This window comes from Acinetobacter apis, from assembly GCF_900197575.1.
In the GTDB taxonomy this organism is placed as follows: domain Bacteria; phylum Pseudomonadota; class Gammaproteobacteria; order Pseudomonadales; family Moraxellaceae; genus Acinetobacter; species Acinetobacter apis.
This window is the reverse complement of sequence record NZ_FZLN01000001.1, coordinates 1,026,763-1,051,672: the sequence shown is the minus strand read 5'-3', so window position 1 is coordinate 1,051,672 and position 24,910 is coordinate 1,026,763. Positions and strand designations below refer to the sequence as shown.

29 protein-coding genes are annotated in these 24,910 nt (G+C 38.7%); 16 read left to right on the top strand and 13 right to left on the bottom strand.

Annotation, left to right across the window (positions count from 1 at the left end; translation table 11 throughout):
- Window positions 1-19: 19 nt before the first annotated feature.
- Window positions 20-142 carry a hypothetical protein gene (locus tag CFY84_RS11365; protein ID WP_265734646.1) on the top strand — a complete coding sequence of 41 codons (123 nt, stop codon included), beginning with the start codon at window positions 20-22 and terminating at the stop codon, window positions 140-142.
- Window positions 143-225: 83 nt separating this feature from the next.
- On the opposite strand, the gene CFY84_RS04880 is transcribed toward CFY84_RS11365, so the two are convergent.
- Window positions 226-2,334 (bottom strand): TonB-dependent siderophore receptor, encoded by a 2,109-nt coding sequence (locus tag CFY84_RS04880; protein WP_088823057.1) that lies wholly within the window; start codon window positions 2,332-2,334, stop codon window positions 226-228.
- Window positions 2,335-2,567: 233 nt separating this feature from the next.
- On the opposite strand from CFY84_RS04880, the gene lpxB reads away from it, so the two are divergent.
- On the top strand, window positions 2,568-3,746 hold the full coding sequence (gene lpxB / locus CFY84_RS04875) for a lipid-A-disaccharide synthase (RefSeq protein ID WP_088823391.1): 1,179 nt from the start codon (window positions 2,568-2,570) through the stop codon (window positions 3,744-3,746).
- On the opposite strand, the gene CFY84_RS04870 is transcribed toward lpxB, so the two are convergent.
- On the bottom strand, window positions 3,729-4,598 hold the full coding sequence (locus tag CFY84_RS04870) for a DUF2797 domain-containing protein (RefSeq protein ID WP_088823056.1): 870 nt from the start codon (window positions 4,596-4,598) through the stop codon (window positions 3,729-3,731). The genes lpxB and CFY84_RS04870 overlap by 18 nt on opposite strands.
- Window positions 4,599-4,632: 34 nt before the next feature.
- Here CFY84_RS04870 and CFY84_RS04865 point away from each other — a divergent pair, with 34 nt between their 5' ends.
- Together CFY84_RS04865 and CFY84_RS04860 are read left to right on the top strand one after the other, a co-directional pair.
- A complete protein-coding gene (locus CFY84_RS04865; protein WP_088823055.1) occupies window positions 4,633-5,100 on the top strand; it encodes a DUF6231 family protein in 468 nt (155 codons plus the stop codon).
- 83 nt (window positions 5,101-5,183) lie between these two features.
- The gene (locus CFY84_RS04860; RefSeq protein ID WP_088823054.1) at window positions 5,184-5,798 is read left to right on the top strand and encodes a YidB family protein; all 615 of its coding nucleotides are present in this window, start codon (window positions 5,184-5,186) and stop codon (window positions 5,796-5,798) included.
- 55 nt (window positions 5,799-5,853) lie between these two features.
- Here the strand turns inward: CFY84_RS04860 and CFY84_RS04855 are convergent, their stop codons facing one another.
- A complete protein-coding gene (locus CFY84_RS04855; protein ID WP_088823053.1) occupies window positions 5,854-6,486 on the bottom strand; it encodes a LysE family translocator in 633 nt (210 codons plus the stop codon).
- 186 nt (window positions 6,487-6,672) lie between these two features.
- On the opposite strand from CFY84_RS04855, the gene CFY84_RS04850 reads away from it, so the two are divergent.
- Window positions 6,673-7,623, top strand: coding sequence for a LysR family transcriptional regulator (locus CFY84_RS04850; RefSeq protein WP_088823052.1), 951 nt, complete (start codon window positions 6,673-6,675; stop codon window positions 7,621-7,623).
- A 40-nt stretch (window positions 7,624-7,663) separates the two neighbouring features.
- Here CFY84_RS04850 and CFY84_RS04845 read toward each other — a convergent pair whose 3' ends face one another.
- The 3 genes from CFY84_RS04845 to CFY84_RS04835 all read right to left on the bottom strand — a co-directional run bounded on the left by CFY84_RS04845 (window position 7,664) and on the right by CFY84_RS04835 (window position 9,435).
- Window positions 7,664-8,092 carry an HIT family protein gene (locus CFY84_RS04845; RefSeq protein WP_088823051.1) on the bottom strand — a complete coding sequence of 143 codons (429 nt, stop codon included), beginning with the start codon at window positions 8,090-8,092 and terminating at the stop codon, window positions 7,664-7,666.
- A 67-nt stretch (window positions 8,093-8,159) separates the two neighbouring features.
- A complete protein-coding gene (locus tag CFY84_RS04840) occupies window positions 8,160-8,429 on the bottom strand; it encodes a YARHG domain-containing protein (RefSeq protein WP_088823050.1) in 270 nt (89 codons plus the stop codon).
- A 100-nt stretch (window positions 8,430-8,529) separates the two neighbouring features.
- Window positions 8,530-9,435, bottom strand: coding sequence for an NAD(P)-dependent oxidoreductase (locus tag CFY84_RS04835; protein WP_265734645.1), 906 nt, complete (start codon window positions 9,433-9,435; stop codon window positions 8,530-8,532).
- Between the two features lie 180 nt (window positions 9,436-9,615).
- Between CFY84_RS04835 and CFY84_RS04830 the strand changes: the two genes are divergently transcribed.
- The 6 genes from CFY84_RS04830 (at window position 9,616) to CFY84_RS04805 (ending at window position 13,768) form a co-directional block, all read left to right on the top strand.
- Complete coding sequence (locus tag CFY84_RS04830; protein ID WP_088823049.1) at window positions 9,616-10,803, top strand: O-succinylhomoserine sulfhydrylase; 1,188 nt, start codon at window positions 9,616-9,618, stop codon at window positions 10,801-10,803.
- A 15-nt stretch (window positions 10,804-10,818) separates the two neighbouring features.
- Window positions 10,819-11,148 carry a YbaB/EbfC family nucleoid-associated protein gene (locus CFY84_RS04825; protein WP_088823048.1) on the top strand — a complete coding sequence of 110 codons (330 nt, stop codon included), beginning with the start codon at window positions 10,819-10,821 and terminating at the stop codon, window positions 11,146-11,148.
- A 15-nt stretch (window positions 11,149-11,163) separates the two neighbouring features.
- Window positions 11,164-11,760, top strand: coding sequence for a recombination mediator RecR (gene recR / locus CFY84_RS04820; RefSeq protein WP_088823047.1), 597 nt, complete (start codon window positions 11,164-11,166; stop codon window positions 11,758-11,760).
- 129 nt (window positions 11,761-11,889) lie between these two features.
- Window positions 11,890-13,041 carry a ribonuclease D gene (locus tag CFY84_RS04815; RefSeq protein ID WP_088823046.1) on the top strand — a complete coding sequence of 384 codons (1,152 nt, stop codon included), beginning with the start codon at window positions 11,890-11,892 and terminating at the stop codon, window positions 13,039-13,041.
- Window positions 13,042-13,089: 48 nt separating this feature from the next.
- Entirely contained in the window at window positions 13,090-13,389 is a 300-nt protein-coding gene (locus tag CFY84_RS04810) for a YcgL domain-containing protein (RefSeq protein ID WP_088823045.1), read from the top strand.
- Complete coding sequence (locus CFY84_RS04805) at window positions 13,355-13,768, top strand: hypothetical protein (protein WP_407640186.1); 414 nt, start codon at window positions 13,355-13,357, stop codon at window positions 13,766-13,768. The genes CFY84_RS04810 and CFY84_RS04805 overlap by 35 nt, the downstream gene beginning before the upstream one ends.
- 66 nt (window positions 13,769-13,834) lie before the next feature.
- Here CFY84_RS04805 and CFY84_RS04800 read toward each other — a convergent pair whose 3' ends face one another.
- The gene (locus CFY84_RS04800) at window positions 13,835-14,068 is read right to left on the bottom strand and encodes a hypothetical protein (protein ID WP_088823043.1); all 234 of its coding nucleotides are present in this window, start codon (window positions 14,066-14,068) and stop codon (window positions 13,835-13,837) included.
- A 310-nt stretch (window positions 14,069-14,378) separates the two neighbouring features.
- Here CFY84_RS04800 and CFY84_RS04795 point away from each other — a divergent pair, with 310 nt between their 5' ends.
- Window positions 14,379-14,777: a hypothetical protein gene (locus CFY84_RS04795; RefSeq protein ID WP_088823042.1), complete on the top strand. Its 399-nt coding sequence runs from the start codon at window positions 14,379-14,381 to the stop codon at window positions 14,775-14,777.
- Between the two features lie 62 nt (window positions 14,778-14,839).
- On the opposite strand, the gene CFY84_RS04790 is transcribed toward CFY84_RS04795, so the two are convergent.
- Window positions 14,840-15,715 carry an SDR family oxidoreductase gene (locus CFY84_RS04790; protein WP_088823041.1) on the bottom strand — a complete coding sequence of 292 codons (876 nt, stop codon included), beginning with the start codon at window positions 15,713-15,715 and terminating at the stop codon, window positions 14,840-14,842.
- Between the two features lie 296 nt (window positions 15,716-16,011).
- On the opposite strand from CFY84_RS04790, the gene ftsY reads away from it, so the two are divergent.
- Entirely contained in the window at window positions 16,012-17,121 is a 1,110-nt protein-coding gene (gene ftsY, locus CFY84_RS04785; protein ID WP_088823040.1) for a signal recognition particle-docking protein FtsY, read from the top strand.
- 190 nt (window positions 17,122-17,311) lie between these two features.
- Window positions 17,312-17,905, top strand: coding sequence for a nitroreductase family protein (locus tag CFY84_RS04780; protein ID WP_088823039.1), 594 nt, complete (start codon window positions 17,312-17,314; stop codon window positions 17,903-17,905).
- 62 nt (window positions 17,906-17,967) lie between these two features.
- On the opposite strand, the gene map is transcribed toward CFY84_RS04780, so the two are convergent.
- Window positions 17,968-18,792 carry a type I methionyl aminopeptidase gene (gene map, locus CFY84_RS04775; RefSeq protein ID WP_088823038.1) on the bottom strand — a complete coding sequence of 275 codons (825 nt, stop codon included), beginning with the start codon at window positions 18,790-18,792 and terminating at the stop codon, window positions 17,968-17,970.
- 208 nt (window positions 18,793-19,000) lie between these two features.
- Between map and rpsB the strand changes: the two genes are divergently transcribed.
- Together rpsB and tsf are read left to right on the top strand one after the other, a co-directional pair.
- On the top strand, window positions 19,001-19,744 hold the full coding sequence (rpsB, locus tag CFY84_RS04770; RefSeq protein WP_088823037.1) for a 30S ribosomal protein S2: 744 nt from the start codon (window positions 19,001-19,003) through the stop codon (window positions 19,742-19,744).
- A gap of 146 nt (window positions 19,745-19,890) precedes the next feature.
- Window positions 19,891-20,769, top strand: a complete 879-nt coding sequence (tsf, locus tag CFY84_RS04765; protein WP_088823036.1) for a translation elongation factor Ts — start codon at window positions 19,891-19,893, stop codon at window positions 20,767-20,769.
- A 176-nt stretch (window positions 20,770-20,945) separates the two neighbouring features.
- Here the strand turns inward: tsf and CFY84_RS04760 are convergent, their stop codons facing one another.
- From CFY84_RS04760 to CFY84_RS04745, 4 genes are all read right to left on the bottom strand, one after another.
- Entirely contained in the window at window positions 20,946-21,560 is a 615-nt protein-coding gene (locus tag CFY84_RS04760; RefSeq protein WP_088823035.1) for a septal ring lytic transglycosylase RlpA family protein, read from the bottom strand.
- Between the two features lie 284 nt (window positions 21,561-21,844).
- Window positions 21,845-22,849, bottom strand: coding sequence for a lytic murein transglycosylase B (mltB, locus tag CFY84_RS04755; protein WP_088823034.1), 1,005 nt, complete (start codon window positions 22,847-22,849; stop codon window positions 21,845-21,847).
- Window positions 22,850-22,864: 15 nt separating this feature from the next.
- Complete coding sequence (rodA, locus tag CFY84_RS04750; RefSeq protein WP_088823033.1) at window positions 22,865-24,004, bottom strand: rod shape-determining protein RodA; 1,140 nt, start codon at window positions 24,002-24,004, stop codon at window positions 22,865-22,867.
- A gap of 101 nt (window positions 24,005-24,105) precedes the next feature.
- Window positions 24,106-24,756 (bottom strand): hypothetical protein, encoded by a 651-nt coding sequence (locus CFY84_RS04745; RefSeq protein ID WP_088823032.1) that lies wholly within the window; start codon window positions 24,754-24,756, stop codon window positions 24,106-24,108.
- Window positions 24,757-24,910: the final 154 nt, after the last annotated feature.

The following is a 24,910-nucleotide window of genomic DNA, read 5'->3' as shown; positions in this document are numbered from 1 at the left end:
GTGGATTGCGAAGGATGTCATGAAAAAAAATACGAAAAATAAGATAGCTAAAAATGCAGATAAAAAGACTGCTTCAGCACGTGGCATGACTGAAGTGAACAGACTTGCCAAGACCAAAGAAAAATACATGGTACATAGATAACCACCGACACACGAAAGCACGACACGAGAAAAAATGTTGAGTCTGTATTTGATGGTATCCATGTACATAAAAGTCATCTCTATTTAGTATTTAAAGCGAAATGCAACGCTATAGTTGGCTGGTGCGCCATAATACCCTTGACCACCATTTAGTCCAGTTAAATATTTTTCATTGGTCAAATTATTACCATTGACTTGCACTGAAACATATTTATTGAAGTCATAACTTGCCATTAAGCCAAACAGTGCATATGCATCTTGCTGAATCAAACCATATCCATTACTTGTGCTTGGGTCAGCGATGTCATCTTGCCATCTAACACTTGCACCAATTTTAAGTTTTGGCCACTGTGGAACACGATAAGTCGCTAAAACATTAAAGGTTTGGGTTGGGTTATATTGACGAGGATTGATACCATTGCTTGTGTCTTTTAAACTGAATTTGGTATAGCCAAAAATCAAATCTAAATCATCGGTTACTTTGCCTGTTAAGCCAAGTTCAACCCCTTGAGAACGGACTGTCCCTAAATATGAATAATAGCCATTGCCAATAAAGATAGGGTTTAATGCAAAATTACTTTGCTCTGTTCTAAAGATAGATAAAGAACCTGTAATACGGTCATTGAGCCATGTACCCTTCACACCAGTTTCATAACTTTCACCTTCAACAGGCACAGCCACTTGTTTGGTGGCTAAATCAATCACCGTTTGTGGTCTGAAAATTGAGGTATAACTGACATAACCGGTATAGGTAGGGTTGAAGTTATAAGTAATCCCTGCATATGGTGAAGTTTTATTTTTCTTATAAGTGTCTTTAAAATCAATTTCTGAGTAGTTGGCACCTAAAATGACTTTTAAGTCATCATTCAGATGAATACGTGCTGAGCCATATAGTGAGCGAATAGTATATTGCTCTGTTGGAACCACAGTCATGCTGTTCCATGTTGGTTCCGCAGGTGACCAACTGGCAAGATCCGTTGTATAACCAATAGATGCGCTTGCATATGTACTACGCGTGGTACTTTTTGACCACGTATAACCAAAGCTTGCTTCATGTTGCTGACCAAATAAAGGAAATGAGCCTGAAATATTGGCATCTGCAGTTTGTTTGGCAAACTTTTGGTTGTAAATATTCGGATACAGATTAATCCCTGATGTGCTGTCTGTTGCACTTGGTGTACCCCACAAATTTAACATTTTGTTGGTTAAATCAGAGCGGGTATCATTGTAATGTAATTTTGCTGTCCAATTGTCGCCTAACTTTTGTTCAATGGTGGCAAAGTAGTTATCAATCGTCCAATCATAATAGGTCCAAGACGGCGCATAGTTATAGCTTCGTGCATAACTTAATTGTTGGCCGGCTTGATTGACCAAAGGTAATGCACCCCATTGTGAGCCATTGGTTAACTGGTTGGTATGTGAATAGCCGATAGATGCCAAAGTTGTATCGGTAAGATCTGCTTCAAGAATGGCTTGTACACCATTTTTTTCTTCAGAGTACTTATCTAAATACGAGTCTCCCGCTTTTTCATAAGCTGTAATTCGTCCACGTACTCGACCATCTTGGGTCAATGGACCTGCAATATCTGCTTCATAACGCTGTGTATCCCAAGAACCATAACTTATAGCTGCATTGGCTTGAAATGTCTGAGTTGGCTTTTTTCGAACATAGTTAATGGTTGCCCCTGGGTCACCAAGTGAATTGGTGAGTGCATCGGCACCTTTAATCACTTCAATGCGGTCATAAAAATAACCATCATTGTCAGAGTTATTATAGTTATAGCTATCGACCGTTGGAACGCCGACACCATCCACTAAAATATTCGAAATATCAAAGCCACGTGCGGTATAGGTGGTACGGTTGGTTTCGAGACCCGTGACAGTAACACCTGGCGTGTTGCTCAAAATATCACGTGTTGTGGTTAAGTTAAAATCATCCATTTGCTGTCGCGTAACGACATTCACCGTTTGCGGTGTTTCTTTGGTGCTAATGTTTAATTTTGTGGCACTAGCATTCTTTTTGACTGTATATGACTTGCTGGCTTCACTGCTTTGATTTTGTGTTTGATCCGAGTGTGCGGTAATGGTTGGAAGAAAAACATCATCGGCAGCAATCGCTTGTTGAGCAAAACTTGTCGAAATTAAAGTGATACTGATGATTGCAAGGGAGAGGGAAGAGCGTTTGAATGGCATGGTAATGCACTCGATAGCGTAAGTGTAAACAATTCTCAGTATGATTCACGAAAAGACACATAATCGCAACATATATTTGCATGAATTTTTTAAATGACGTCATAAAAAAAAATTATAAATATTTAATTCATAATATCTTTTTTGAAACTAATCAAGCTTGCTGAATGTGAAATAGTATCTATCAATTCTTAAAAAGTCCTATAATGTGACAAACATGAATGCAGGATAACGGCGTGACAGACCAAGTAATCAGAATCGGAATTGTGGTGGGTGAAGTTTCAGGGGACACCTTAGGTGCCGAATTAATGAGACAATTTCGAGCAGCAGGGATTCATGCACATTTTGAAGGCATTGGTGGCCCACAAATGATTGCTGAGGGGTTTGAAAGCTTTTATAAAATGGAAACTTTGGCAGTCATGGGGATTGTTGAAGTATTAAAAGATTTAAAAACTTTATTTGCTGTCCGAGATGGTTTGGTCGAGCGTTGGCAAAAACAGCCTGTAGATGTTTTTGTTGGTATTGATGCGCCTGATTTTAATTTAAGATTATCCAAAAAAATAAAACAACTGAAGCTGCCCATTCAAACTGTGCAATATGTGAGTCCATCGGTATGGGCATGGCGGCAAAAACGTGTCTTTGGTATCAAGAAAAGTATTGATCTTGTGATGTGTTTATTTCCTTTTGAAAAAAACTTTTATCGCCAATTTGATGTGCCTGCAATTTTTGTAGGACACCCATTGGCGAAGCAATTACCATTAGAACATGACTTAGCACAGGCCAAACAGACATTGGGATTGAACCCAAATAAAAAATATATTGCTTTATTGCCGGGCAGTCGCCGTGGTGAAGTCGAACGTCTTGCACCTTTGGTTTTTGATGCAGCAACGCGTGTATGCCAATCTTCAGATGAATACGACTTTATTGTGCCTGCAATTAATGCAGCTAGACATCAGCAAATTGAAACAATACTTCAGGCTTATCCGACATCGTTACAAGACAAAGTGCATTTACTTGACAATACGCAGACAGAATCAAAAATCGGCCGTCAAGTAATGGCTGCAAGTGATATTGTGGCTTTAGCATCGGGGACTGCCACATTAGAAGCCATGTTATTACATCGTCCTATGGTGACCTTTTATAAACTCCATTGGCTAACTTATTACATCATTAAAAGTATGATTAAGATTCCTTATTTTTCTTTACCTAATATTATTGCAGGCAAACAAGTGATTCAGGAATTGGTTCAGCACCAAGCCACACCTGAGCAGTTAGCAAAGCACATCATAGATTTGATGCACGAAGAAACTGCTAAAATTCAGCAAATGCAACATCTAAGTATGCATAAACGTCTTATTTCAGGTGAGACAGATGACCCTGTGGCTGCAATTATGGCATTAATTCCGAATCACTAATTCATAGCCTGTATATTTACGAATATTAATCACGCCGGTATCAAAGATGAGATATTGGCCTTTAATTCCTTGTAATGTACCTTGAATGGTCAAGGCTTTTTCGAGGTTATGTGATTTGATTTTGCTTGGATAGCTTGAAACAGGATAAACAAATTCTTGGACTTTGGCTTGATCTAAGCGCTCAACATGCTCATCAAATTCAAAGTTCATGGAAAATTCATCTTCTATTAATTCAATTTGGCTTGAGAATTCATCAATAAGCTCATCACGCAATGAAATTAAATCGATAGGTTCGGCATCACCTTTTAATAATTTACGCCAATCTGTTTTATCTGCAACTTGTTCAGCAAACATGACCTCTAAATGGCCGGATAAGCGCCGTGAACCGACTTTCATAATTGGCAATGCTTGGCTTGCCCCTTGGTCAAGCCAACGGGTTGGCATTTGATGAATACGGGTAATTCCAACTTTTAACGCGCTTGAATTGGCAAGGTAAACAATATGCGGCTGAAAACAAATACGCTTGGCAAAATCATCTTCACGGCATGTGCCTAAATGATAATGACAAGTTTCTGGTTTCATAATACACATATCACATGAGGCTTTGGTTTTAAAACATTGAAAACAATGCCCTTGTGCATAAGATTTGGGTGTTTTTTTACCACATGACGTGCAATAAATTTTGCCTGTCCATGAAATTTCGATATGCTGACCTATGGTAAGCGGTAAGTCGATTTTAGCTTGATCGAGAATAAACGTGTATTGAACATTGGCTCGTTCAGTATCTTGATCTGTTATACTGAGACTGGCTAAATCGGCATGCATTTTATGGCAAATGCCTTGAAACTCCATATAAATTCTCTCTCAAATTTGAAAAGGTGCAGGCATGGCTGAGCAACATGTTTTAACGTCTTTATTAGACGATTTACGTCAACAACAGCCGATTCATACTGCATTGTGCCTTGGGCAAGATATTACGGTGTACTCGCCTGAAGCAATCAATTGGCAATATTTTAACGCATCTGATTTTTTAAATCTGCCATTTACACAGCGTTATGATTTGGCTGTGGTGGTCTTGCATGAGCAAACTGTTTCTGATTTACCCAATGAACAGCAATCACAACTGATTGTGAAGCTCCGTGATTTAATGGCCAAACGTTTAATTGTGATTGCAGATCAAAAACAAGCTCAGCAGTTAAGAGCATTAGGTTTAACGCAAATGTTAAATCAAATTCTAGATGATGAACAATTGATGGTATGGCAATTTAATATTTTAAATTATAAGCAAGTACCTGATTGGTTAAATTCACGTTTTTGGGCCAACCCTGAGCATTGGAATAAATTCCGCTGGTAAGATAAATAGCAAAAAGTAACATACAGTATTTTAGAAGTACGTTAGTATTTTTATAGTCAACATATAATTATAGAGGTTTTCACATGACCAATTTAGCAAGTATTGTCGAGGGTTTAGCAAAGCAAGCATTAGGCGGCGGACAAAATAACCAAAGCTCATCAGGCTTAGGTGGCGTGTTAGGTTCAGTCATTGGTCAGCTTGGCAACAATAACAATAATCAAAGCTCATCAGGCCTAGGTGGTGTATTGGGTTCAGTGGTCGGTTCATTAACTGGCGGCAGTAACAATAATCAAAATGCAGAACAAGGCAGTAGTGGTGGGGGTTTGAATGCCCAATCTATTTTAGTGGCTGTTGTGCCATTAATTTTATCTTGGATTCAGCAACAAGGCGGTTTACAAGCTGCGCTTGATAAATTGCGTGGTGCAGGTTTAACGAGTCAAGTGCAAAGTTGGGTAGATCCATCTGCAGCAGGTGATAATGTATCAAATAGCCATGTACAGGGTCTATTTGATGATCAAGATGTTTCACAAGTTGCCAATGAAACCAACAGTGAAAAAAGTGATGTTTATAGTGCGATCAGTACCGTATTACCACAAATTATTAATGCATTAACCCCACAGGGTGAGCAATCTGATAACAAAGAAGCCAATGATGATATTAAAAAGGTATTGGGCTTAGTATCAGGATTCATCAAATAAAACGTATATAAGACATTAAAAAAGGTGGCGATGAGCCACCTTTTTTAATGATGTTTTAGTGTGTAATGATCAGCTCTGCTGCCAAAATAATTAAGATTGACCCAACCACTTTATCAAGTAACCAACCCTTTTTTAAAAAAGCATGGCGAATTTTATGCTGCGAAAATACCACACTGACCAAACTAAACCAAAGTGCAGCCACAATACACATCCATACACCATAAAGAAGTTGGGTTGAAAAAGCAGTCTGAGGGTCAATGATGGTGGTAAAAATGGCCAAAAAGAAAATGGTCGCTTTGGGGTTTAAAGCATTGGTCATCACCCCCGTGACAAAAGCACGTGTCGCTGTCATGTGTGTGTCTGTTTGAGTGTGAGCATCTGTTAATGTGGTTTGTGCTTGACGTGGTGTTCTCAGCAGTTGAATACCAAGATAAACAAAATAAGCTGCACCAATATATTTAAATACAGTAAATAACCATGGCGTGGTTTTTATAATAAAGCCTAAGCCAAATACGGTATACATAACATGGACAGACAAGCCGCATGCAATGCCTAAAGCACTTAGCAATGCAATTTTACGGCCATAACGAATACTTTGACGAACAATTAATACAAAGTCAGGACCTGGTAACATCAGTGCAAGCAAATGAACAATGGTTAATGTAATCAATGCATGTGAAAAAAACATAATTAAACCTACCTGCTTGCATGGTGCATATTCAAGATGCGATGGACATGAGTATGATCAAAATTAATCTGTGGTTGAAAATGATCGTAATATAAAAGCATATGGTGCTTCTTTGCGCTTGATTGTTATTTTATACGCTTGTTTTAAACGTGATAATCTATCTAAAAATCAAATCATTTATTCTCTATGAGCACAAATCAAAGTTTAAATTTACTACAAGAGATGGCAGTTTTTGTCAAAGTGGTGGATACAGGCAGTTTTTCTGAAGCAGCAAGGCAGTTGGGGCAAACGCCATCCGCTGTAAGTCGTGCAGTATCACGTTTAGAGCGTGCTTTGGCTGTTAAATTATTACAGCGTACCACGAGAAAATTGGGTTTGAGTGAGTCAGGGCAGCAGATTTATGTACATTGCGCTGAAATGTTAAAAGCAGCACAAGCAGTGGTAGAAAGCTCAGGACATTTAAGCGATGAGCCACATGGTGTTATTCGGTTAAGTGTGCCTAAAGCGATTGGGCATTATATGATCCATCCACATTTGCCTGAATTTTTTCAGCGCTATCCCAATGTGTCTGTACATTTATTGCTAGAAGACCGATATATTGACTTTATTGATGATGCTGTGGATGCAGTGATTCGAATTACCAATGCACCAACAGGAACACTCATGGGTAAACGCTTAACCACAATTCCTCATGTGGTGGTTGCAACACCACAGTATTTGAAACAGTATGGTCAGCCAACTGGACCACATGAGTTAAAACAGCATCAGTGTATTTGTTTGGGTGAACAACCAAGTGATGCAAAGTGGAAGTTTATTCAAGTCCAAAAAAGTATTACGGTGTCTGTACAAGGGCGTTATTATGCCAACCATACAGGCATTCGTTTGAATGCAGCATTACAGCATATGGGAATTGCGAGTTTACCGTATTTTGTTGCGCAGCATGCCATTCGTGAAGGGACATTAATCCAAGTGTTACCTGATTGGACTTTTGAAACCTATTATAGTGGCGAAGCTTGGCTGTTATATCCGCCCACGCGTTATTTACCAAGTAAAATGAAAGTATTAATTCAGTTTTTATTAGAAAAATTAGCAGATGAACCCACACTCACTTTACTCAATCGAGTGCCTAATATGTAATTTTAGATAGCCATGTCATAGATTTGCATGGCTATCTATTTTATACACGCTCAAGTGCAGCTTTAATTTTTAAAGCAGTCTGTTTAATTTCTTCAGGATCGCCTGCTTGAGCGGCATGTTGTCTCATTTCATGGATTGAAGATGGAATTAAATGGAAGTGAACATGCGGCACAGTTTGACCTGCAGCTTCACCTGAGAGTTGCATAAGTACAATGCCTTGAGCATCTAATGCAATTTCAATAGCACGCGCGACTTTTTGTACAATTTGAATGGTGTAGGCTGCTTGTTCTGCAGATAAATCTAATAAAGTCACAGCTTCTGCTTTAGGAATCACTAAAGTGTGTCCATTGGCTTGAGGCATGATATCCATAAATGCTAAAGTTTGCTCATCTTCATAGACTTTAATGGCAGGAATTTCTTGACGAAGAATTTTGGCAAAAATGTTTTGTGGGTCGTATGTGCTATTCATGGTTCAATAAACCGATTTTAGTTAAATTCAAATGAAAAGCTGCCCAAAGAAGAGGGCAGCTGGTTCATTAATTACAGTTTAATGCTTTTTGGCGATCTTTGATTTGATCAATACGTTGTTGCTCTTTTTCAGAGAATTTTGGCTTACTGGTAAAACAGTTGTCATTGCCATATTTTGCTTTAGCATCAGCATCTTTAAAACAGAAACCTTTAGATGCGTAAATTAAATTATAGTCATTTTGCAACTTTTGGCATTCTTGAGATGTTGGTGCTGCAAACGCAGAAGCACAAGCGAATGACGCTAAACTTGCAAGAAATACAGCAGAAAACTTATTCATGAGATACCTCGTTTATACAGTGGATGGTACTAAAAATAGTATGTCCTTGTATTTTAATATGGGGCTTTATGATTAAAAAAACAAGACCCCCATTGTCGGGTTACTCAATCGTGACTTTATTAATAGATTCATACATTTTGGCTAAAGTTGAAAAATCACTGCCTGCTTCCACCAAATTGCTTGCCGCTTGTACCAAGCTTTGTGTGCTTGCAATTATAGGTGCTGAGAGCTTATTTTCTTGCACTAAATCCAATGCAATGCCTGTATCTTTCGCTAACAAGGCCAAGGCAAATGTAGATGGGAATGCGCGGTTAAATACACGGTTAGGTAAAATAGATGTGGTAATTGCGCTTTGTCCGCTTGAGGCATTAATACATTCAAATGCTTCTTGCACATTGACACCATGTGACTTTAATGTTGAAGCACCTTCGCATGCCGCGCATAAATGAATTGCCATCATCATATTATTTACAGCCTTAACCGCAAAGCCTGCACCTGAATCGCCCACATGTTTAATGAGTTTCCCTAAGACTTGCATTGCAGGTAAGGCACGTTCAAATGCATCAGCTGAGCCACCCACCATAAATGTTAATGTGGCTTTTTCAGCACCAATGGTTTGACCACTTACAGGTGCATCTAAATAATCGACATCTTTTAGTTTGAGCTCAGCAATAAGTTTTTTGGCGCTTGCAGGTACACCGCTTGTACAGTCCACCCAAATGGCACCAGGTTTAATCTCAAGCGTTGCAATGAGATGTTCGACATCTTGACTGGTTGGCAAACATGAAAAAATAATATCTGCTTGAGCTGCTTCCTCAAGAGAGGTGGCTTGTGTGCCATAATCTTTGGCATGTTGTTGTGCTTTTTCAAATGTTCTGTTCCATACACGAACCTCTGAAAAGGTTTGAGGTAAATGTGCTGCCATGCGGTAACCCATTGCACCAAGTCCGATGAACGATACGATTTGTGTCATGTGCTGTCCTTGTTCTTTGTGTGTTTTTTTCATCGTAATCGGCATTTTTAAATTCGTCTAGATAAAACTCGTATTAATCAGTCGGTCTTGTTTGATTTCATGGTGTGCTGATATGTCATCTTTATGCTGAGTAAATCAGTTTCTACTTGACCACGATTCATCTAGACGCTCACAATACTATAATAATTAAGCTGGTAAATTTAGAGCACAAGTATGAGTGAACAAGAAGATTATTCATTGGCATTAGATACATTGGCCATTCGAACAGGGCATGAACGGACGCATGAAGGTGAACACGGCGAACCGATTTTTTTAACCTCTTCGTTTGTCTATAAAAACGCACAAGAAGCAGCCAATAAATTTCAGGGCAAAGAAGCTGGAAATGTATATTCGCGTTTTACCAATCCAACAGTTGCCATGTTTGAAAAACGTCTTGCCGCTTTGGCAGGTGGTGAACGTGCTGTAGCAACAGGCTCAGGCATGGGTGCTATTCTTGCAGTGACAATGGCATATTTAAACGCAGGCGACCATGTCATTTGTTCACGCGATGTTTTTGGTTCAATTGTGGGTTTATTTGACCGTTACATTCGTAAATTTGGCGTTGATATTGATTTTGTTGATTTAACAGATTTAGATGCATGGCAAGCGCATGTTCGTCCAAACACCAAAATGTTTTTTATGGAATCTCCATCAAATCCATTGGCTGTAATTGGTGATATCCAAGCGATTGCAAACATTGCACATGCATCAAATGCATTACTAGTGGTTGATAATACGTTTTGTACACCAGCATTACAGCGTCCATTAAAGTTGGGTGCAGATTTGGTGGTTTACTCTGCAACAAAATACATTGATGGGCAGGGGCGTGCATTAGGTGGTGCCGTGGTTGGCCAACATCAATTGCTTGAAGATGTCTTTTCTGTGGTGCGTACACTTGGGCCATCGATGAGTCCATTTAATGCATGGGTATTTTTAAAAGGCTTAGAGACGCTTAAAATCCGTATGAAAGCCCATTGTGAAAATGCACAGCAAATTGCTGAATGGCTAGCGCAGCATGAGAAAGTTGAGCGAGTTTATTATGCAGGATTGCCAAATCACCCAGGGCATGAGCTTGCGAAAAAGCAACAAGCAGGCTTTGGTGGTATTGTCTCATTTGAAGTCAAAGGTGGGCGTCCTGCGGCATGGACCGTGATTGACAGTACACAATTTATTTCAATTACAGGAAATTTGGGTGATGTAAAGTCAACCATTACCCATCCTGCCACCACAACACATGGCAAATTATCTGAAGAAGCCAAACAAGCTGCAGGGATTAAAGAAGGCTTAATCCGACTTTCTGTGGGTTTAGAAGATATTCATGATATTATTCGCGACTTATCTCGCGGTTTAGATTTGATTTAATAGTGGAGCTTTGTGATGAATATTAATATGTTGATGCAACAAGCACAACGCATGCAAAAAGAAGTCGAAGCAAATGCGAAAAAAGCCAAAGAGTCTTTGGCAGGCATTGAAGTCCATGCAGAAGCAGGTGGCGGTTTAGTCAAAGTGACGATGACATGTCGTCATATTGTAAAACGTATAGAAATTAATCCAGATTTATTACAAGATGATGCAGACATGATCGAAGACTTAATTGCTGCGGCAATGAATGATGCATCACGTCAAGCAGAAGTGATTGCTGATGAAACCATGAAATCTGCTAGTGCAGGTTCAGGCTTGCCACCAGGTCTTGCTGGATTATTTTAAAGAGGACATATACGCATGTTTAGCCCAAAATTTGATGAATTGGTACAGGCACTGCGTATTTTGCCTAGCGTTGGGCCAAAGTCGGCTCAGCGCATGGCATTAAACTTGATTATGAAAAATAAAGAGCGGGCTGAAATATTGGCCAATGCACTTCATGATGCGGTAAATCATATCCAAACTTGTTCCATTTGCCATTCTTTAACAGAAGATGATATTTGTTCCATTTGCCAAGCTTATGACCGAGAAGACAGCTTATTGTGTGTGGTAGAGTCTCCTGCGGATGTAATGGCCATTGAGCAAACAGGAAGCTTTCGTGGCAAATATCATGTATTGGGCGGTCGTTTGTCGCCTTTAGATGGAATCGGTCCAGAAGAAATTGGCATTCCTGCATTAATGGCACGACTACAACAAGGTCAAATTGAAGAAGTTATTCTTGCCACCAATGCCACCGTTGAAGGGCAAGCAACAGCACATTATTTGCTTGAAGCATGTAAACATTTGCCTTTACGAATGACACGAATTGCACAAGGTGTACCACAAGGTGGTGAACTTGAATATGTGGACAGCCATACGTTGGGCCAAGCATTACATCAGCGCTTGCAGTTCAAATAATCAGCATATATCTTATTAATTGCATAAAAATAAAACACCTTTGTTGTAAAAGGTGACGAGATATTGGACTTGCGTGATATAAACCTTCATATCCGCAATATGATTGTTTTTTAACATTAGGCACTTCACATGAGTACGTTTCAATTTATACAACACCAAGATGAACTGACTCGTGTGTTAGATAAAATGGGTCATCAAAATACCTATGCGTTAGACACCGAATTTATAAAGGTCGACACGTTATGGCCGAAATTGGGTTTATTTCAAATTAATTTTGAGCATGAAATTTTTCTGCTTGATGGTACAACACTTGATCTCAGTGCTTTTTGGACAACCATTGCCAATGCAAAGCAAAATATTTTTCATGCCTGTAGTGAAGATATCGATCTAATTTATTACTATTCAGGCAAAAAACCGCTTCAAAATGTTTTTGATACACAACTTGCATTGTCCTTTTTAGGCTACGGGTTACAAACCAGTTATCAAAATGCTTTAAAAGATTGTTTAGGCATTCATATTGAAAAAGACCAAACTAGATCTGATTGGACACAGCGTCCACTGAGTGATGAACAATTGCTTTATGCAGTGAATGATGTCGCCTATTTGCCTGAATTGGCTGATCATATCAAGCAGGCACTGATTGAGAAAAATCTACTTAGTTATGTTGAAGAAGATTGCGCTTCTTTGGCACGTGATATTGCCAAAGAAACACCCATTAAAAAGTTATATACAGATGTTGCCAATTATCGCCATTCACGCCGTCAATTGATGCAATTACAACAGTTGTGTGTATGGCGTGATCAGTTGGTTAAAGCGATTAATATTCCAAAAAGCTTTGTGATTAAAAACAATGTAATGATTGAGCTTGTAGAAAAAAGTCCAAAAAATCATTTTCAATTGGCAAGCATTCAAGGGCTTCGTCCAAGCACTATTCGTGAATATGGCAGTGTGATTTTAGATTTATTAAAAAATTTACCGCCAAAAGATGATTGGCCATCAAGTATGGCACGACCTGTTAAATTTATTACTAAAGAGGTCTCTGAAAAAATAGATGCTCTCATTGATCATGTTGCAGAGCAAACGCAAGTACCACGTGCAGTGCTGATGCGTAAAAAATGGCTCAGTGAGCTGTATCATCATGTGGTGTTACGCCATAATCATACACAACACTTATCAAGCTATTTAACCGGTTGGCGTTATGAGTTATTGGTTGTGCCACTACTTGATTTGTTACGTCAAGACGAGCAAAATTTAGCACAACAAATGAAAAACTCGCATTGATCTCTTGTATAATTGAAAAGATAAGCTGTTTAACGATAAAGGTCTGTTATGAATTGTGATATTTACCGCTCAAGCAAAAAAGATGAAATGTACCTTTATATTGCGCGATCAGAACAGCAAGATGAGAACACAGATCCATTGTCTGTCATTCCTGATGCGATGCGCGTTGCCTTTGGTAAAGCGACATTTGTAATGAGCTTAGATTTAAGCACACGCGAAAAACTTGCACGTGTAAATATTCACCATGTGATTGATTCTCTCACCACGAGAGGCTTTTTTATTCAAGTACCGCCTGAAGGCTTAATTAATCCGAATGCGGTTGAACCTGAGGGATTACGCGGTGCTTAATACACAAGACGGTGTTTTACATCAATTACTTTCTTTATTGGATGCCTTTCCAGAAGGGATGATTGCAATCACTGTTTATTGTGTAGGCGTGTTTTTGGTTTTGCTCAGTTGGTATTTGATTACTAAGCCATATTCGGCTTTTTGTACAATCACAACACTTATTTTATTTGCATGCTTAGTGACGCCCACGGTGTCTGAAGGATCAAATGCTTTATTATCGCCTGCAATTTGCGGGCTGTTATTTGGGATTTTAACCCAAGATCATAATCTTATTTTTCTAAATGCGGCAGCGATTCTATATGTGATTGGCTTGGGGTTGTTGGCGGGTTATTTTTGGCTTAAGTTTTTAGAGCAAAAACACAATACATCATCAAAATAGCAGTGAGAAGGGTGTGGGGCAATACAATATGCCCATAAAACAAAACGCCACCGAGGTGACGTTTTACTAAGCAACCATGGTTGCCATCTTTTGCCAGTATTCAGCTTTATAGCTATCACGTTCTACACGGAAGCCTTGTAAATAAAGCTCTGCTAGAAAAAGTGCCGCTTTACCATGTCCTGCACGCGCTACGTTTTCTAGATCAGTTACAGCATCTGAAAAGTTCATTTGCGATTGAATTGTATTCACTGCTGTAGTATATACATGCTCTAAGTCATGCTGAGAGAGTTGTTGAATCATATTAAGCTCCTTAATTTTCTAGTTATGATTTTAAGGACTTCTCACAAGTCCTAATATTCAATTTAACGTGATTGTGTTAAACAAATATTACATCTATACCTAAGGCCAGTTCATCCTGATTCCAGCTTGGTATAGATTCATTCTACATGAGCATTTGGTAAAGAAAAAGAGCTCTTATATAGAATAATGTGATAAAGATTTAACAAATGTTTCAAAGAATATTTTTAAAGGGTGATCAGTTCACAATCTTTGTCTCGTGACATATTCATTATTTTAAATTGTAAATATAAAATACACCTTGCACATGTAGATGACTATTTTATGTAATGATGTGGATTTAGACCGTAGTACTTGGTCAGCAAATGGGCAGTTAAGGGGAATCATGTTTAAGTCAACACGGCTTTATCAAAAGATTGATGAAACTATTTCATGGCAGCGCATGCCATATATTACTGTAGCAGTGGTGATTTGCTGTGTATTTATTTATGCATATGCATTATTAAAGGTTTCTGTATCAGATCAGCAATATCAATATGTGGTAACTGTCGCTCATCAAAGTCAATATCCTTTAACCCAGCGTCTTGCCAAACAGGCACTTCGGCAGCCAAAAATAGATCAAGGCACTTATTTTCAGTTGGTTCGTGCTTATGAACGCGAGCGCAAAAGCATTCAAACTTATCCGGCTCTTGATCCTACCAAACCCAAATAAAAAACCATTTGTTCATGTCGATAAATGATACCGCATCAACAAATGGTTTTAAAATTTATAGATTAACCACCAACCATCATACCGCCATTTGGATGTAGCGTTTGACCTGTGATAAATGATGAATCACTGCTTGCCAAAAATACAAAGCTTGGTCCTAATTCACTTGGCTGTCCACAACGTTCCATTGGTGAATTTCCACCATAGTTTTCAACAAATTGAGGGTTGAAACGTCCAAGTGATGCAGGTTGTAACGGTGTCCATACAGGGCCTGGTGCAATTGCATTTACACGAATACCGCGCTTTAACAATTGGTTTGATAACGCACGGGTAAATGAAATTTGCGCGCCTTTGGTGGTTGAATAATCCACCATGTTACCTGGTCCTAAATAACCGTTTACAGATGATGTGTTAATAATCACATCGCCTTCGCTTAAATGAGGTAAAGCTGCTTTGGTAACATAGAACATAGAGTGTACATTGGTAGCAAATGTATCTAACCACTGTTCATCTTCTAAAGTTGCTAAATCATCATTTGGATATTGTGTGCCTGCATTATTCACAACAATGTTTAATTTACCAAAGTCTGCAACAACATGCTTAACAAGGTCAATTCCTTCTTGGCTGTGACGTAAATCTACTGGGTAAATACGGCATACACCGCCTTCATTTTCAACCCAATCTTTCACCCATTCTGCATCTACTTTTTCTACATCACTGTCTTTTAAATAGGTGATTGCTACTTCAGCACCTTCTTTAGCGAAATGTAATGCTGCAGCACGACCAATGCCGCTATCACCACCTGTAATTAAAGCAACTTTACCTACAAGCTTTTTACTGCCTAGATAATCTTTTGCAATAAATTCAGCTTGTGGTTTTAACTGTGCATCGCTGCCTGGATGTTCTTGTTGTTGTGCTGGAATATTAAATTTATTTACCATGAGTGGACCTTTTTCTTTTTGATATACAAGCTTATACAATAAGGGGATATGAAGAAAAATAGTGCGGTAAATATGTTGCAGATGTTAACATTCTGTAAGTGGCCAATTTCATGTAGTTTATATGACGGCAAATGTATTTAAGCTGACCTTTTTATTCTTGTGATGGTTGATCGTCTTTATTCCTTTAATGAAGTTTGTGCGCCTATGCAATGATTTGATGTGTTGTCAGCCTCCTTCTTGTTTTGATTTATGTTAGAATTTCTTTTTATTTACGCCGTGTTTTTCAAGGGATCAGCATGCAAAAACAAAACAATGGGTCGAATACGTTTTTGATTGATGCAGACATTGGTGATGATGATGTAACGTTGCCAAGCTTACCTGCGGTGGATGTTCCTATTGTCGAAACACCAGCCGCTGCTCAAAACGTACCTACAGTTGAGCCATCTAAGCAAGAAGACGCTCATGAGACTGAAAAAGCAAAAGGTGGCTTTTTTGGGCGGATGAAAGAAGGGCTAACCAAAACACGTAAAAACTTCACTGATGGTATTGTAAATATCTTAATCGGTGGTAAAGAAATTGATGATGAATTACTAGAAGAAGTTGAAGAGCAATTATTGGTTGCAGATATTGGTGTAGATGCAACTAAAAGAATTATTACAAATTTAACTGAGCGTACAGCGCGTGGTGATTTAATTTATTCAAATGCTTTATATAAAGCTTTGCAAGAAGAACTTGTCAGTGTACTTGCGCCTTGTGTTAAGCCACTTGAAATAGACAGTAGTAAAACCCCGTATGTTATTTTAGTGGTGGGTGTTAATGGTGTAGGTAAAACCACGACCATTGGTAAATTGGCCAAAAAGCTACAGGGTGAAGGCAAAAAAGTCATGCTAGCTGCAGGTGATACTTTCCGTGCGGCTGCAACAGAACAATTACAGATTTGGGGTGAGCGTAATAATATTCCTGTGGTTGCACAAGGGCATGGTTCTGACAGTGCATCCGTGATTTATGATGCATTTGAAAGTGCAAAAGCAAGAGGCATTGATGTGTTAATTGCAGATACAGCAGGGCGTTTACATAATAAAAGCAATTTGATGGAAGAGCTGCGTAAAGTAAAACGTGTCATGCAGAAATCAGATGCGACTGCGCCACATGAAATTATGCTTGTGGTTGATGCAGGTACTGGACAAAATGCAATCAATCAAGTCAAAGAGTTTGATCAGGTGGTGGGGTTAACAGGTATTACTATTACCAAGTTAGATGGTACAGCCAAAGGCGGTGTGTTATTTAATATTGCCAACCAAACACATGTTCCAATTCGCTTTATTGGGGTAGGTGAAAAAATTGACGATTTAAGACCTTTTTCTGCCAAATCGTTTGTTGCTGCTTTGTTTGAAACAGACAAATAGTTATTTTTAATCAATTAAAAAGGGCATGGTAATCACACGATGCCCTTTTTTTATCATTACAAAAATAGGACACTGTGTTGTAAAGATCAACCTATATTTGTTCTGTAAAATATTTATATAATCAAAGAACAGAAGCATAAATAATTCATTTTAGTTCAAAAAATGAAGTCTCATTGAGGAGCGAAATACGATGTCATTTATTACAGAAATAGAAAATCGCCGTACCATTTATGCAATTGGCAATCAAGTTGAATTATCAAATGAAGCCATTGAAGATCTAATAAAAAAATCAATTCGTTTAAGCCCATCTGCTTTTAATTCACAATCTTCACGTGCAGTCATTTTATTTGATGCAGCACATGAAAAGTTTTGGGGCATTGTGAAAGAGGCATTACGTCAAATTGTACCTGCAGATAAATTCGAGTCGACAGACAATAAATTAAATAGCTTTGCTGCGGGTAAAGGCACGGTATTATTTTACGAAGATCAAGATGTTGTCAAAGGCTTGCAAGAGCAATTTGCAATCTATGCAGAAAACTTCCCGATTTGGTCACAGCATTCAAGCGCAATTGCACAATTTGCAGTATGGACAGCATTGTCAGAGCAAAAAATTGGCGCATCATTACAGCATTATAGTCCTGTAGCAGACGAAGAGGTTGCAAAAGCGTTTGATGTACCTGCAAATTGGAAACTTAATGCTCAATTGGTGTTTGGTTCAATTGAAGCGCCAGCAGGCGAAAAAGATTTTATTGAAGATGCAACACGATTCAAAACATTTAAGTAAGAGTTCAAACAAAAAAGCCATCAATTGATGGCTTTTTTTATGCATGAACGGTCAGGTTATCATTAAGCAAAACGGCTTAAATCTTCATCTGGGCGCGGCGTTAAAATTTCGACCCCTGTTGGTGTAACCAATAATGTATGTTCATATTGAGCTGATAATTTATGGTCTTTCGTAACCACTGTCCATTTATCACCTAATGTTTTGGTTTGCCAAACACCTGCATTGACCATCGGTTCAATGGTGAAAGTCATGCCTGCTTCTAAACGCATGCCTGTATTTTTTTGTCCATAATGTAAGATTTGTGGTTCATCATGAAATACTGAGCCAATGCCGTGACCACAGTATTCACGTACCACGCTAAAGCGTTCAGATTCAACATACTTCTGAATCACAGCGCCAATATCGCCAACATAGGCACCAGGTTTTACACTTTCAATCCCAACATAAAGTGCTTCTTGTGCCACTTGGCATAAGCGATTGGCCAAAATACTGGTCTCACCGCCCACCACATACATCATGTTGGTATCGCCGTGGTAACCATCTTTAATGACGGTGACATCAATATTTAAAATATCACCCTTTTTTAAGATTTTATTTTCAGATGGAATGCCATGACAAACCACATGATTCACTGAAGTACAGGTTGCATGTTGGAATGCAGCACGACCTGGCGCTGCACCATAACCTAAACAAGCAGGAATAGCATCTTGTACATTTACAATATGGTCATGGCAAATTTTATCAATCTCAAGCGTGCTCACACCGGGCTTGATATGAGGTTTAATCATCTCAAGAACCTCTGCCGCTAAACGCCCTGCAACACGCATCTTTTCAATTTCATCTGGTGTTTTAATCAGTCGACTAGGTGCTTGGTATGTACTATTCATGATAACTAAAAACTTTTGGTAATTTGTGTGTGACTATGGTATAAATACGCACCCATTTTATCAAATGCTTTTGTGAATAAATTTATTACACAAAGGCTGATCTTATGGGGAACAAAATCCGCACATATGTCGACACATTACTCTGGGTGCCTATTTGGTGGAGAATGAGGACATATGGAGGCCTAACCCAAACTTTAAGGTAAAAGAAATGGCAGATTACAACGTAAGCATGCGCGACCTTCTTCAAGCAGGCGCACACTTTGGTCACCAAACACGTTTTTGGAACCCAAAAATGCGCGAATATATTTTCGGCGCTCGCAACAAAATTCACATCATTAACCTTGAGCACACTGTTCCTGCGTTAAACGATGCTTTAAATTTTGTAAACCAATTGGCAAGCAAAAAAAATAAAGTATTGTTTGTAGGTACAAAGCGCGCAGCTTCAAATATTATTCGTGAGCAAGCGCAACGTGCAGGTCAACCATATGTTGATCACCGTTGGTTAGGTGGGATGTTGACGAACTGGAAAACACTTCGCCAATCAATCAGCCGTTTGAAAGATCTTCAAACTCAATCACAAGACGGTACTTTTGCTAAACTGACTAAACGTGAAGCATTAGAGCGTACGCGTGAAATGGATAAGCTTGAGCGTTCACTAGGTGGTGTTAAAAACATGGGCGGTTTGCCTGATGCTTTATTCATCATTGATGTTGACCACGAAGCAATTGCAATTAAAGAAGCAAAAAATCTTGGTATTCCTGTTATCGGTATTGTAGATACAAATTCAAACCCTGATAATGTAGATTACATTATTCCTGGTAATGATGATGCGATCCGTGCAGTAACGCTTTATGCTTCTGCGATGGCTGATGCGATTCTTGCTGGTAAAGAATATGCTCAGACTCAAGCAAATGCACAAGCTAAAACTGAAGAGACAGCTCCAGAGGCTTAATGCGTTTTTATGACGCATGATTGTCATTTTTATGACATGTAAAAATGACACATTGAGCGTCAATAAAAGTACATGCACACGGCCCATAACTTTTTGGGCCGTTTTTCTTAAAAGATTTATTTTCTACCTTAATCTAGGAGAATAACATGACTGCAATTACTGCAAGCATGGTAAAAGAATTACGTGACCGTACTGGTCTTGCAATGATGGAATGCAAAAAAGCTTTAACAGAAGCAAATGGCGATGTTGAAGTTGCAATTGATAACCTTCGTAAGTCAGGTCAAGCAAAAGCTGCTAAAAAAGCAGGTAATATTGCAGCTGACGGTGCAATCACCATTGTACAAGAAGGTAATAAAGCAGTTGTACTTGAAGTGAACTGTCAAACTGACTTCGTTGCAAAAGATGAGAACTTCTCTAACTTCTCTAATCGCGTTGCACAAGTTATTTTAGAAACTGGTACAGTTGACGTTGCTCAATTGGCTGAGTTGAAATACGACGAAACACAAACTATTGAAGAAGCGCGTATTGCACTTGTTCAAAAAATTGGTGAAAACATCCAACTTCGTCGTGCAAAAATCATCGAAGGTGAAAACCTTGCTGTGTACAAGCATGGCTTGAAAATCGGTGTTATCGTATCTTACACAGGTCAAGCAGACACTGGTAAAGGCTTAGCAATGCATATTGCAGCATTTAACCCAGTTGCGGCACGTGCAGAAGACGTTCCTGCTGAGCTTGTTGCAAAAGAAAAAGAAATTGCAGAAGCAAAAGCAATCGAATCTGGTAAGCCTGCAAACATCGTTGAGAAAATGGTGACAGGTTCAGTTGAGAAATACTTAAACGAAGTTGTTCTTGAGCGTCAAATGTACGTGATTGACAACGACAAAAAAGTTGCTGATGTTCTAAAATCTACAGCGACTACAGTTGTTGAATTTGCCCGCTTTGAAGTTGGCGAAGGTATTGAGAAAAAAGCTGAATTAAGCTTTGCAGAAGAAGTTGCTGCTGCACAAGCTGCTGGCAACAAGTAATTCGAAGTTAAAAATAAAAGTCCCTGATCAGGGGCTTTTTTTTATGTCTAAAATGTTCGGTGTCAAAGTTTAAGCCACAATAACAAAAGACATGACAGAAATGAAGAAAAAAACGATCCGTCGTTTTAGTCTCAATTCATAAAATGGAAGATATTAATAAGAGAGGGAATATAGAATTAAGATGCTGGACTGTCTACACGTTCAATGCTAACTTTTGCAGTACCTGAATTAGTAATGCCAAGTTTTTTAGCAGCACCATATGATAAATCTAAAACACGGTTGCCATGGAATGGACCACGATCATTCACTTTGACCACAACGCTTTTACCATTGTCTTTGTTCGTTACACGAATAAAGCAGTTGAGTGGTAAGCTGCGATGTGCTGCAGTCAGCGCATTCATATCAAAAGTATCGCCATTGGCTGTTTTGCGGCCATGGAACTGACGACCATACCAAGATGCAACACCTGTTTGACTAAACTTACGAACTGTATTTGATGCTACAGTATTTAGGCGATCAATGACTGAAGGTTCATCTTCTGGTACTTCAACTTTAGAAGCTAAAGTTTGACGACGGATTTTATCGTTAGAACGTTCAGTGATTGAAAGTGTATTTAGAGAGGAGAGGTTGTTGTAGCTTGAAGCGCGTTGATCGTTTTTAAGTACTTTTGCTGCCAGACTTGATGCATCGTTGTCCACACTCATAGAGGGGGATTGCACTAAATCAGCGTGTGTTTGCGATATCACCAGCCCCAAGGCCGCAATCGCAAATAATTTCGCGGGTGAATGCATGAATAATCTCCTAGAAGGATCCTCTTTTTCAATAATAAATAAAACTAAATCATTGAAAAGTGTAAGTATATGCCCAATCAGACTGATACAGCAGTAATTTGGTGTAGCAGGGATAATATTCGGCTTATCTATGATCTGTCTAGGTTAAGTTCGGAAATAGTTACAAAAACAGTAAAAACAGGTGGTTTTTAGGTTAAAAAATATACAATATTGTAACATTCATTGATTTTTAGCCTACTTTTTAATAAAGTGTTTGACTATATTTTTCTTTTATGTATCTCACTTTATCGGAGCGAAACTTCATGGCCGAGCTGCCACACAGCTGTTGCATACATGCGGCTGCGATTATAGGTGGTAATGACTTGGAAATTCGGGAATGTTAAGTAGTAAATTGGACCTAATTCACCTTGTAACTGAATTAAATTTACAAGCTCCAAATCATCAATTTGTACCAATGGATCTAAAGATTGCACGCCTTGTTGCTTTAATACGCCATAAGGAACAGGCTGTGTTAAGTCTTTAGCAATAACTTGATCAGGCGTCGTACCTGTATAACGCGCTAAGACCCCAATCGGTTGTCCACGTCTCCAGCCATGTTGCATGAGATAATTGGCAATAGATGCAATGGCATCAGATGCAGAGTTTCGCAGGTCAACATGACCATTGCCATCAAAATCGACCCCATATTTACTAATATTGCTTGGCATAAATTGTGGGTAACCAATCGCACCTGCATAGGAGCCAACAATACTTGATGTTGGGTAGCCTTCTTTATAGGTCCATGCGATCAGGGCACCGAGTTCATCAGTGAAGTAGTCACTACGACGTTCATAACCAAAGGCAAGTGTAGCCAGTGCATCACGGGTCACAATACTGCCTTTGTTGTTTCCATAGCCTGTTTCTACACCTAAAATACCTAAAATGACCGAATAAGGTACACCGTATTGGTGTTCAGCACGATACAACTCATTTAAGTATTGGTTTTTAAAACGCACACCACGTGCAATGGTGCCTTCAGTAAGAAACATACTTTGATAATCATACCAAGGTTTACTTTCGCCTGGGCGTTCCATAATTTGTAAAATATTCGGTCGATTTTTTGCACCAAGCATGGCTTGGTCAATTTGTGCAGGACTGAGCTGATATTTTTGGCTGGTTTTTTCTCGAAATTCATTATATTTAGGCAACAGCAAAAAATCATTCGCCTCAGCAACTGCGCCACTTAAAATAAATAGCGCACTTGACAGTAATGTTGACTGACTGGTTTTTGCAAATGATTTAAGCCACATAATAAAGTCCAAAAATTAGCGATGTGTATGTATCGACATCACAATGCCAAAAGATGTCATTAGCGTAATAATAGCAGTTCCGCCATAACTCATGAAAGGTAAAGGTACACCGACTACAGGTAAAATGCCACTCACCATGCCTGCATTTACAAAGACATATACAAAAAATGACAAACTGTATGCACTTGCTAGCAATCGGCCATAGTTATGAAACGATTGCATACCAATTTGAAAGGTACGACAAATAATTGCAAAATATAAAAGGATTAATATGCATACGCCAATCAAGCCAAATTCTTCAGAATATGCAGCAATGACAAAATCAGTATGTCCTTCGGGCAAGAAGTGTAAGTGTGATTGTGTCCCATTTAAAAATCCTTTTCCTGAAAAACCGCCAGAACCAATAGCAGTTTTAGATTGGATAATATTCCAACCTGTCCCTAGTGCATCTGCTTCAGGGTCAAGTAAGGTCAGGACACGCTGACGTTGGTAATCATGCAATAAAAATTCCCAAGCTACAGGAATAACAATACCTGCAGCAGCCAACGAAAAACCAATCAGTTTCCACGATAAACCACTTAGAAATAACACAAAAATGCCACCACCCATCACAAGCAATGAGGTACCTAAGTCAGGTTGCTCTGCAATCAAAATAAATGGGATGAATACCAATACTAAGGTGATAACAACATTTTTAAAACTTGGTGGTAAGGGATAGCGTGTTAAAAACCAAGCGGCCATCATGGGCATACCGATTTTCATGAACTCACTGGGTTGAACACTGCCTATCCCAGGTACATCTAACCATCGTTGAGCACCCATCCGAATTTCACCAAATAACTTCACTGCAACCAAACACACCACCGCAAATAAATAAAAGTAGGGTGAAAAGGTTTGAAATACTTTGGGTGGAATTTGCGCAATGATAATCATGACGGTAAAGCCAATTCCAAAGCTCATAGCTTGCTTGGTTACCAATGCAATATTTTGTGCTGAAGCGCTATATAAAACAAATAAGCCTAAACATGCATTCAGGAATAAAAATAGAGACAGCCAAGGATCAAGATGAATTTTTTGCCAGCGTGATGGTTTCATCGCAGTACTAAGCCCATCACGAGGCGCTTGGCGTAAAAATTTAGATTGAATAGGTGGCATGATGTGGTCTTAATAATGAGTGGACAGCAGTTGAAATGCTAGCATAACCAAAGACAAAGCTTAAGTTTGATCTTGTGTCGATGAGTTGAACCAAATATGGACTATTCAAAAAACAATTGGTCGTGATGTGTTGCAAGCACTTTCAGTTCATCTTTATTAAGATGTGGAATAATTTTATCAATGGCAATGCGCACAGCTTTGGTGGTGGCTGTACAGCCAATATCTGCTGTTTTTCTTTTGATCATGCCAAGATCAAGCGTTTGATAAAAATCATGCATAAAATGACGGATGGTTTCATCAGCAAACAATTTATAGTCTTCTGCCAAAAGTGTTAAATCTACTTTTTCACCTGCTTTTAATGCAGCAAAACTTTGTTTGAGGTTAATTACAATAGGGCGATCAAGGGTTTCACCAATAAAGTATGCTTTGGCATGGTTTTGAAATAAACTTTTCTTAGAAAAAGTAATAGATTGCTGCACAGTTGCATTAGAGGCTTTACCCAAGAGTTGTTTCAACAATACAGCAACGCTAGATTGAATGAATCGTGCTAATTTTTCAGCAGTTTCTTTTTTATCGCTTGGAGGGAAATTTTTAACGACATTGCCAAGTAACGCATCAATAATTTCTTGATTGATCATTAATGCAATTTCATCTCGATACTCATAGAGTTTTTCTGAACTATTTTTTTTTGCAATGAGAGTTTGAACTTTTGAAAGCAACTCAGGTGATGGAGTAAATCCAAAATATGCCATAAATTTCTCACTCATCCGTCAGCGAAGATTATTAATGCGTTATTCATTATTGATTTAATGACTGCAATTATAACCTTGAATCTCTCGACTTTATAGTTGCTTTATCGATAAATTTTAACAGTGTGAATGGGCATATTAATATATACCGCATTTC

Bases quoted from the DNA above. Each gene is read 5' to 3' on its own strand.
- tsf (WP_088823036.1), top strand. From the start codon at position 19,891: ATGACTGCAATTACTGCAAGCATGGTAAAAGAATTACGTGACCGTACT.
- CFY84_RS04795 (WP_088823042.1), top strand. From the start codon at position 14,379: ATGACTATTTTATGTAATGATGTGGATTTAGACCGTAGTACTTGGTCA.
- CFY84_RS04855 (WP_088823053.1), bottom strand. From the start codon at position 6,486: ATGTTTTTTTCACATGCATTGATTACATTAACCATTGTTCATTTGCTT.
- CFY84_RS04815 (WP_088823046.1), top strand. From the start codon at position 11,890: ATGAGTACGTTTCAATTTATACAACACCAAGATGAACTGACTCGTGTG.
- CFY84_RS04800 (WP_088823043.1), bottom strand. From the start codon at position 14,068: ATGATTCAACAACTCTCTCAGCATGACTTAGAGCATGTATATACTACA.
- CFY84_RS04880 (WP_088823057.1), bottom strand. From the start codon at position 2,334: ATGCCATTCAAACGCTCTTCCCTCTCCCTTGCAATCATCAGTATCACT.
- CFY84_RS04760 (WP_088823035.1), bottom strand. From the start codon at position 21,560: ATGCATTCACCCGCGAAATTATTTGCGATTGCGGCCTTGGGGCTGGTG.
- CFY84_RS04860 (WP_088823054.1), top strand. From the start codon at position 5,184: ATGACCAATTTAGCAAGTATTGTCGAGGGTTTAGCAAAGCAAGCATTA.
- CFY84_RS11365 (WP_265734646.1), top strand. From the start codon at position 20: ATGAAAAAAAATACGAAAAATAAGATAGCTAAAAATGCAGATAAAAAG.
- CFY84_RS04810 (WP_088823045.1), top strand. From the start codon at position 13,090: ATGAATTGTGATATTTACCGCTCAAGCAAAAAAGATGAAATGTACCTT.
- CFY84_RS04830 (WP_088823049.1), top strand. From the start codon at position 9,616: ATGAGTGAACAAGAAGATTATTCATTGGCATTAGATACATTGGCCATT.
- map (WP_088823038.1), bottom strand. From the start codon at position 18,792: ATGAATAGTACATACCAAGCACCTAGTCGACTGATTAAAACACCAGAT.
- rodA (WP_088823033.1), bottom strand. From the start codon at position 24,004: ATGCCACCTATTCAATCTAAATTTTTACGCCAAGCGCCTCGTGATGGG.
- CFY84_RS04745 (WP_088823032.1), bottom strand. From the start codon at position 24,756: ATGGCATATTTTGGATTTACTCCATCACCTGAGTTGCTTTCAAAAGTT.
- CFY84_RS04865 (WP_088823055.1), top strand. From the start codon at position 4,633: ATGGCTGAGCAACATGTTTTAACGTCTTTATTAGACGATTTACGTCAA.
- recR (WP_088823047.1), top strand. From the start codon at position 11,164: ATGTTTAGCCCAAAATTTGATGAATTGGTACAGGCACTGCGTATTTTG.
- CFY84_RS04850 (WP_088823052.1), top strand. From the start codon at position 6,673: ATGAGCACAAATCAAAGTTTAAATTTACTACAAGAGATGGCAGTTTTT.
- CFY84_RS04845 (WP_088823051.1), bottom strand. From the start codon at position 8,092: ATGAATAGCACATACGACCCACAAAACATTTTTGCCAAAATTCTTCGT.
- CFY84_RS04825 (WP_088823048.1), top strand. From the start codon at position 10,819: ATGAATATTAATATGTTGATGCAACAAGCACAACGCATGCAAAAAGAA.
- CFY84_RS04790 (WP_088823041.1), bottom strand. From the start codon at position 15,715: ATGGTAAATAAATTTAATATTCCAGCACAACAACAAGAACATCCAGGC.
- CFY84_RS04780 (WP_088823039.1), top strand. From the start codon at position 17,312: ATGTCATTTATTACAGAAATAGAAAATCGCCGTACCATTTATGCAATT.
- CFY84_RS04835 (WP_265734645.1), bottom strand. From the start codon at position 9,435: ATGAAAAAAACACACAAAGAACAAGGACAGCACATGACACAAATCGTA.
- rpsB (WP_088823037.1), top strand. From the start codon at position 19,001: ATGGCAGATTACAACGTAAGCATGCGCGACCTTCTTCAAGCAGGCGCA.
- ftsY (WP_088823040.1), top strand. From the start codon at position 16,012: ATGCAAAAACAAAACAATGGGTCGAATACGTTTTTGATTGATGCAGAC.
- CFY84_RS04840 (WP_088823050.1), bottom strand. From the start codon at position 8,429: ATGAATAAGTTTTCTGCTGTATTTCTTGCAAGTTTAGCGTCATTCGCT.
- CFY84_RS04805 (WP_407640186.1), top strand. From the start codon at position 13,355: ATGCGGTTGAACCTGAGGGATTACGCGGTGCTTAATACACAAGACGGT.
- CFY84_RS04870 (WP_088823056.1), bottom strand. From the start codon at position 4,598: ATGGAGTTTCAAGGCATTTGCCATAAAATGCATGCCGATTTAGCCAGT.
- mltB (WP_088823034.1), bottom strand. From the start codon at position 22,849: ATGTGGCTTAAATCATTTGCAAAAACCAGTCAGTCAACATTACTGTCA.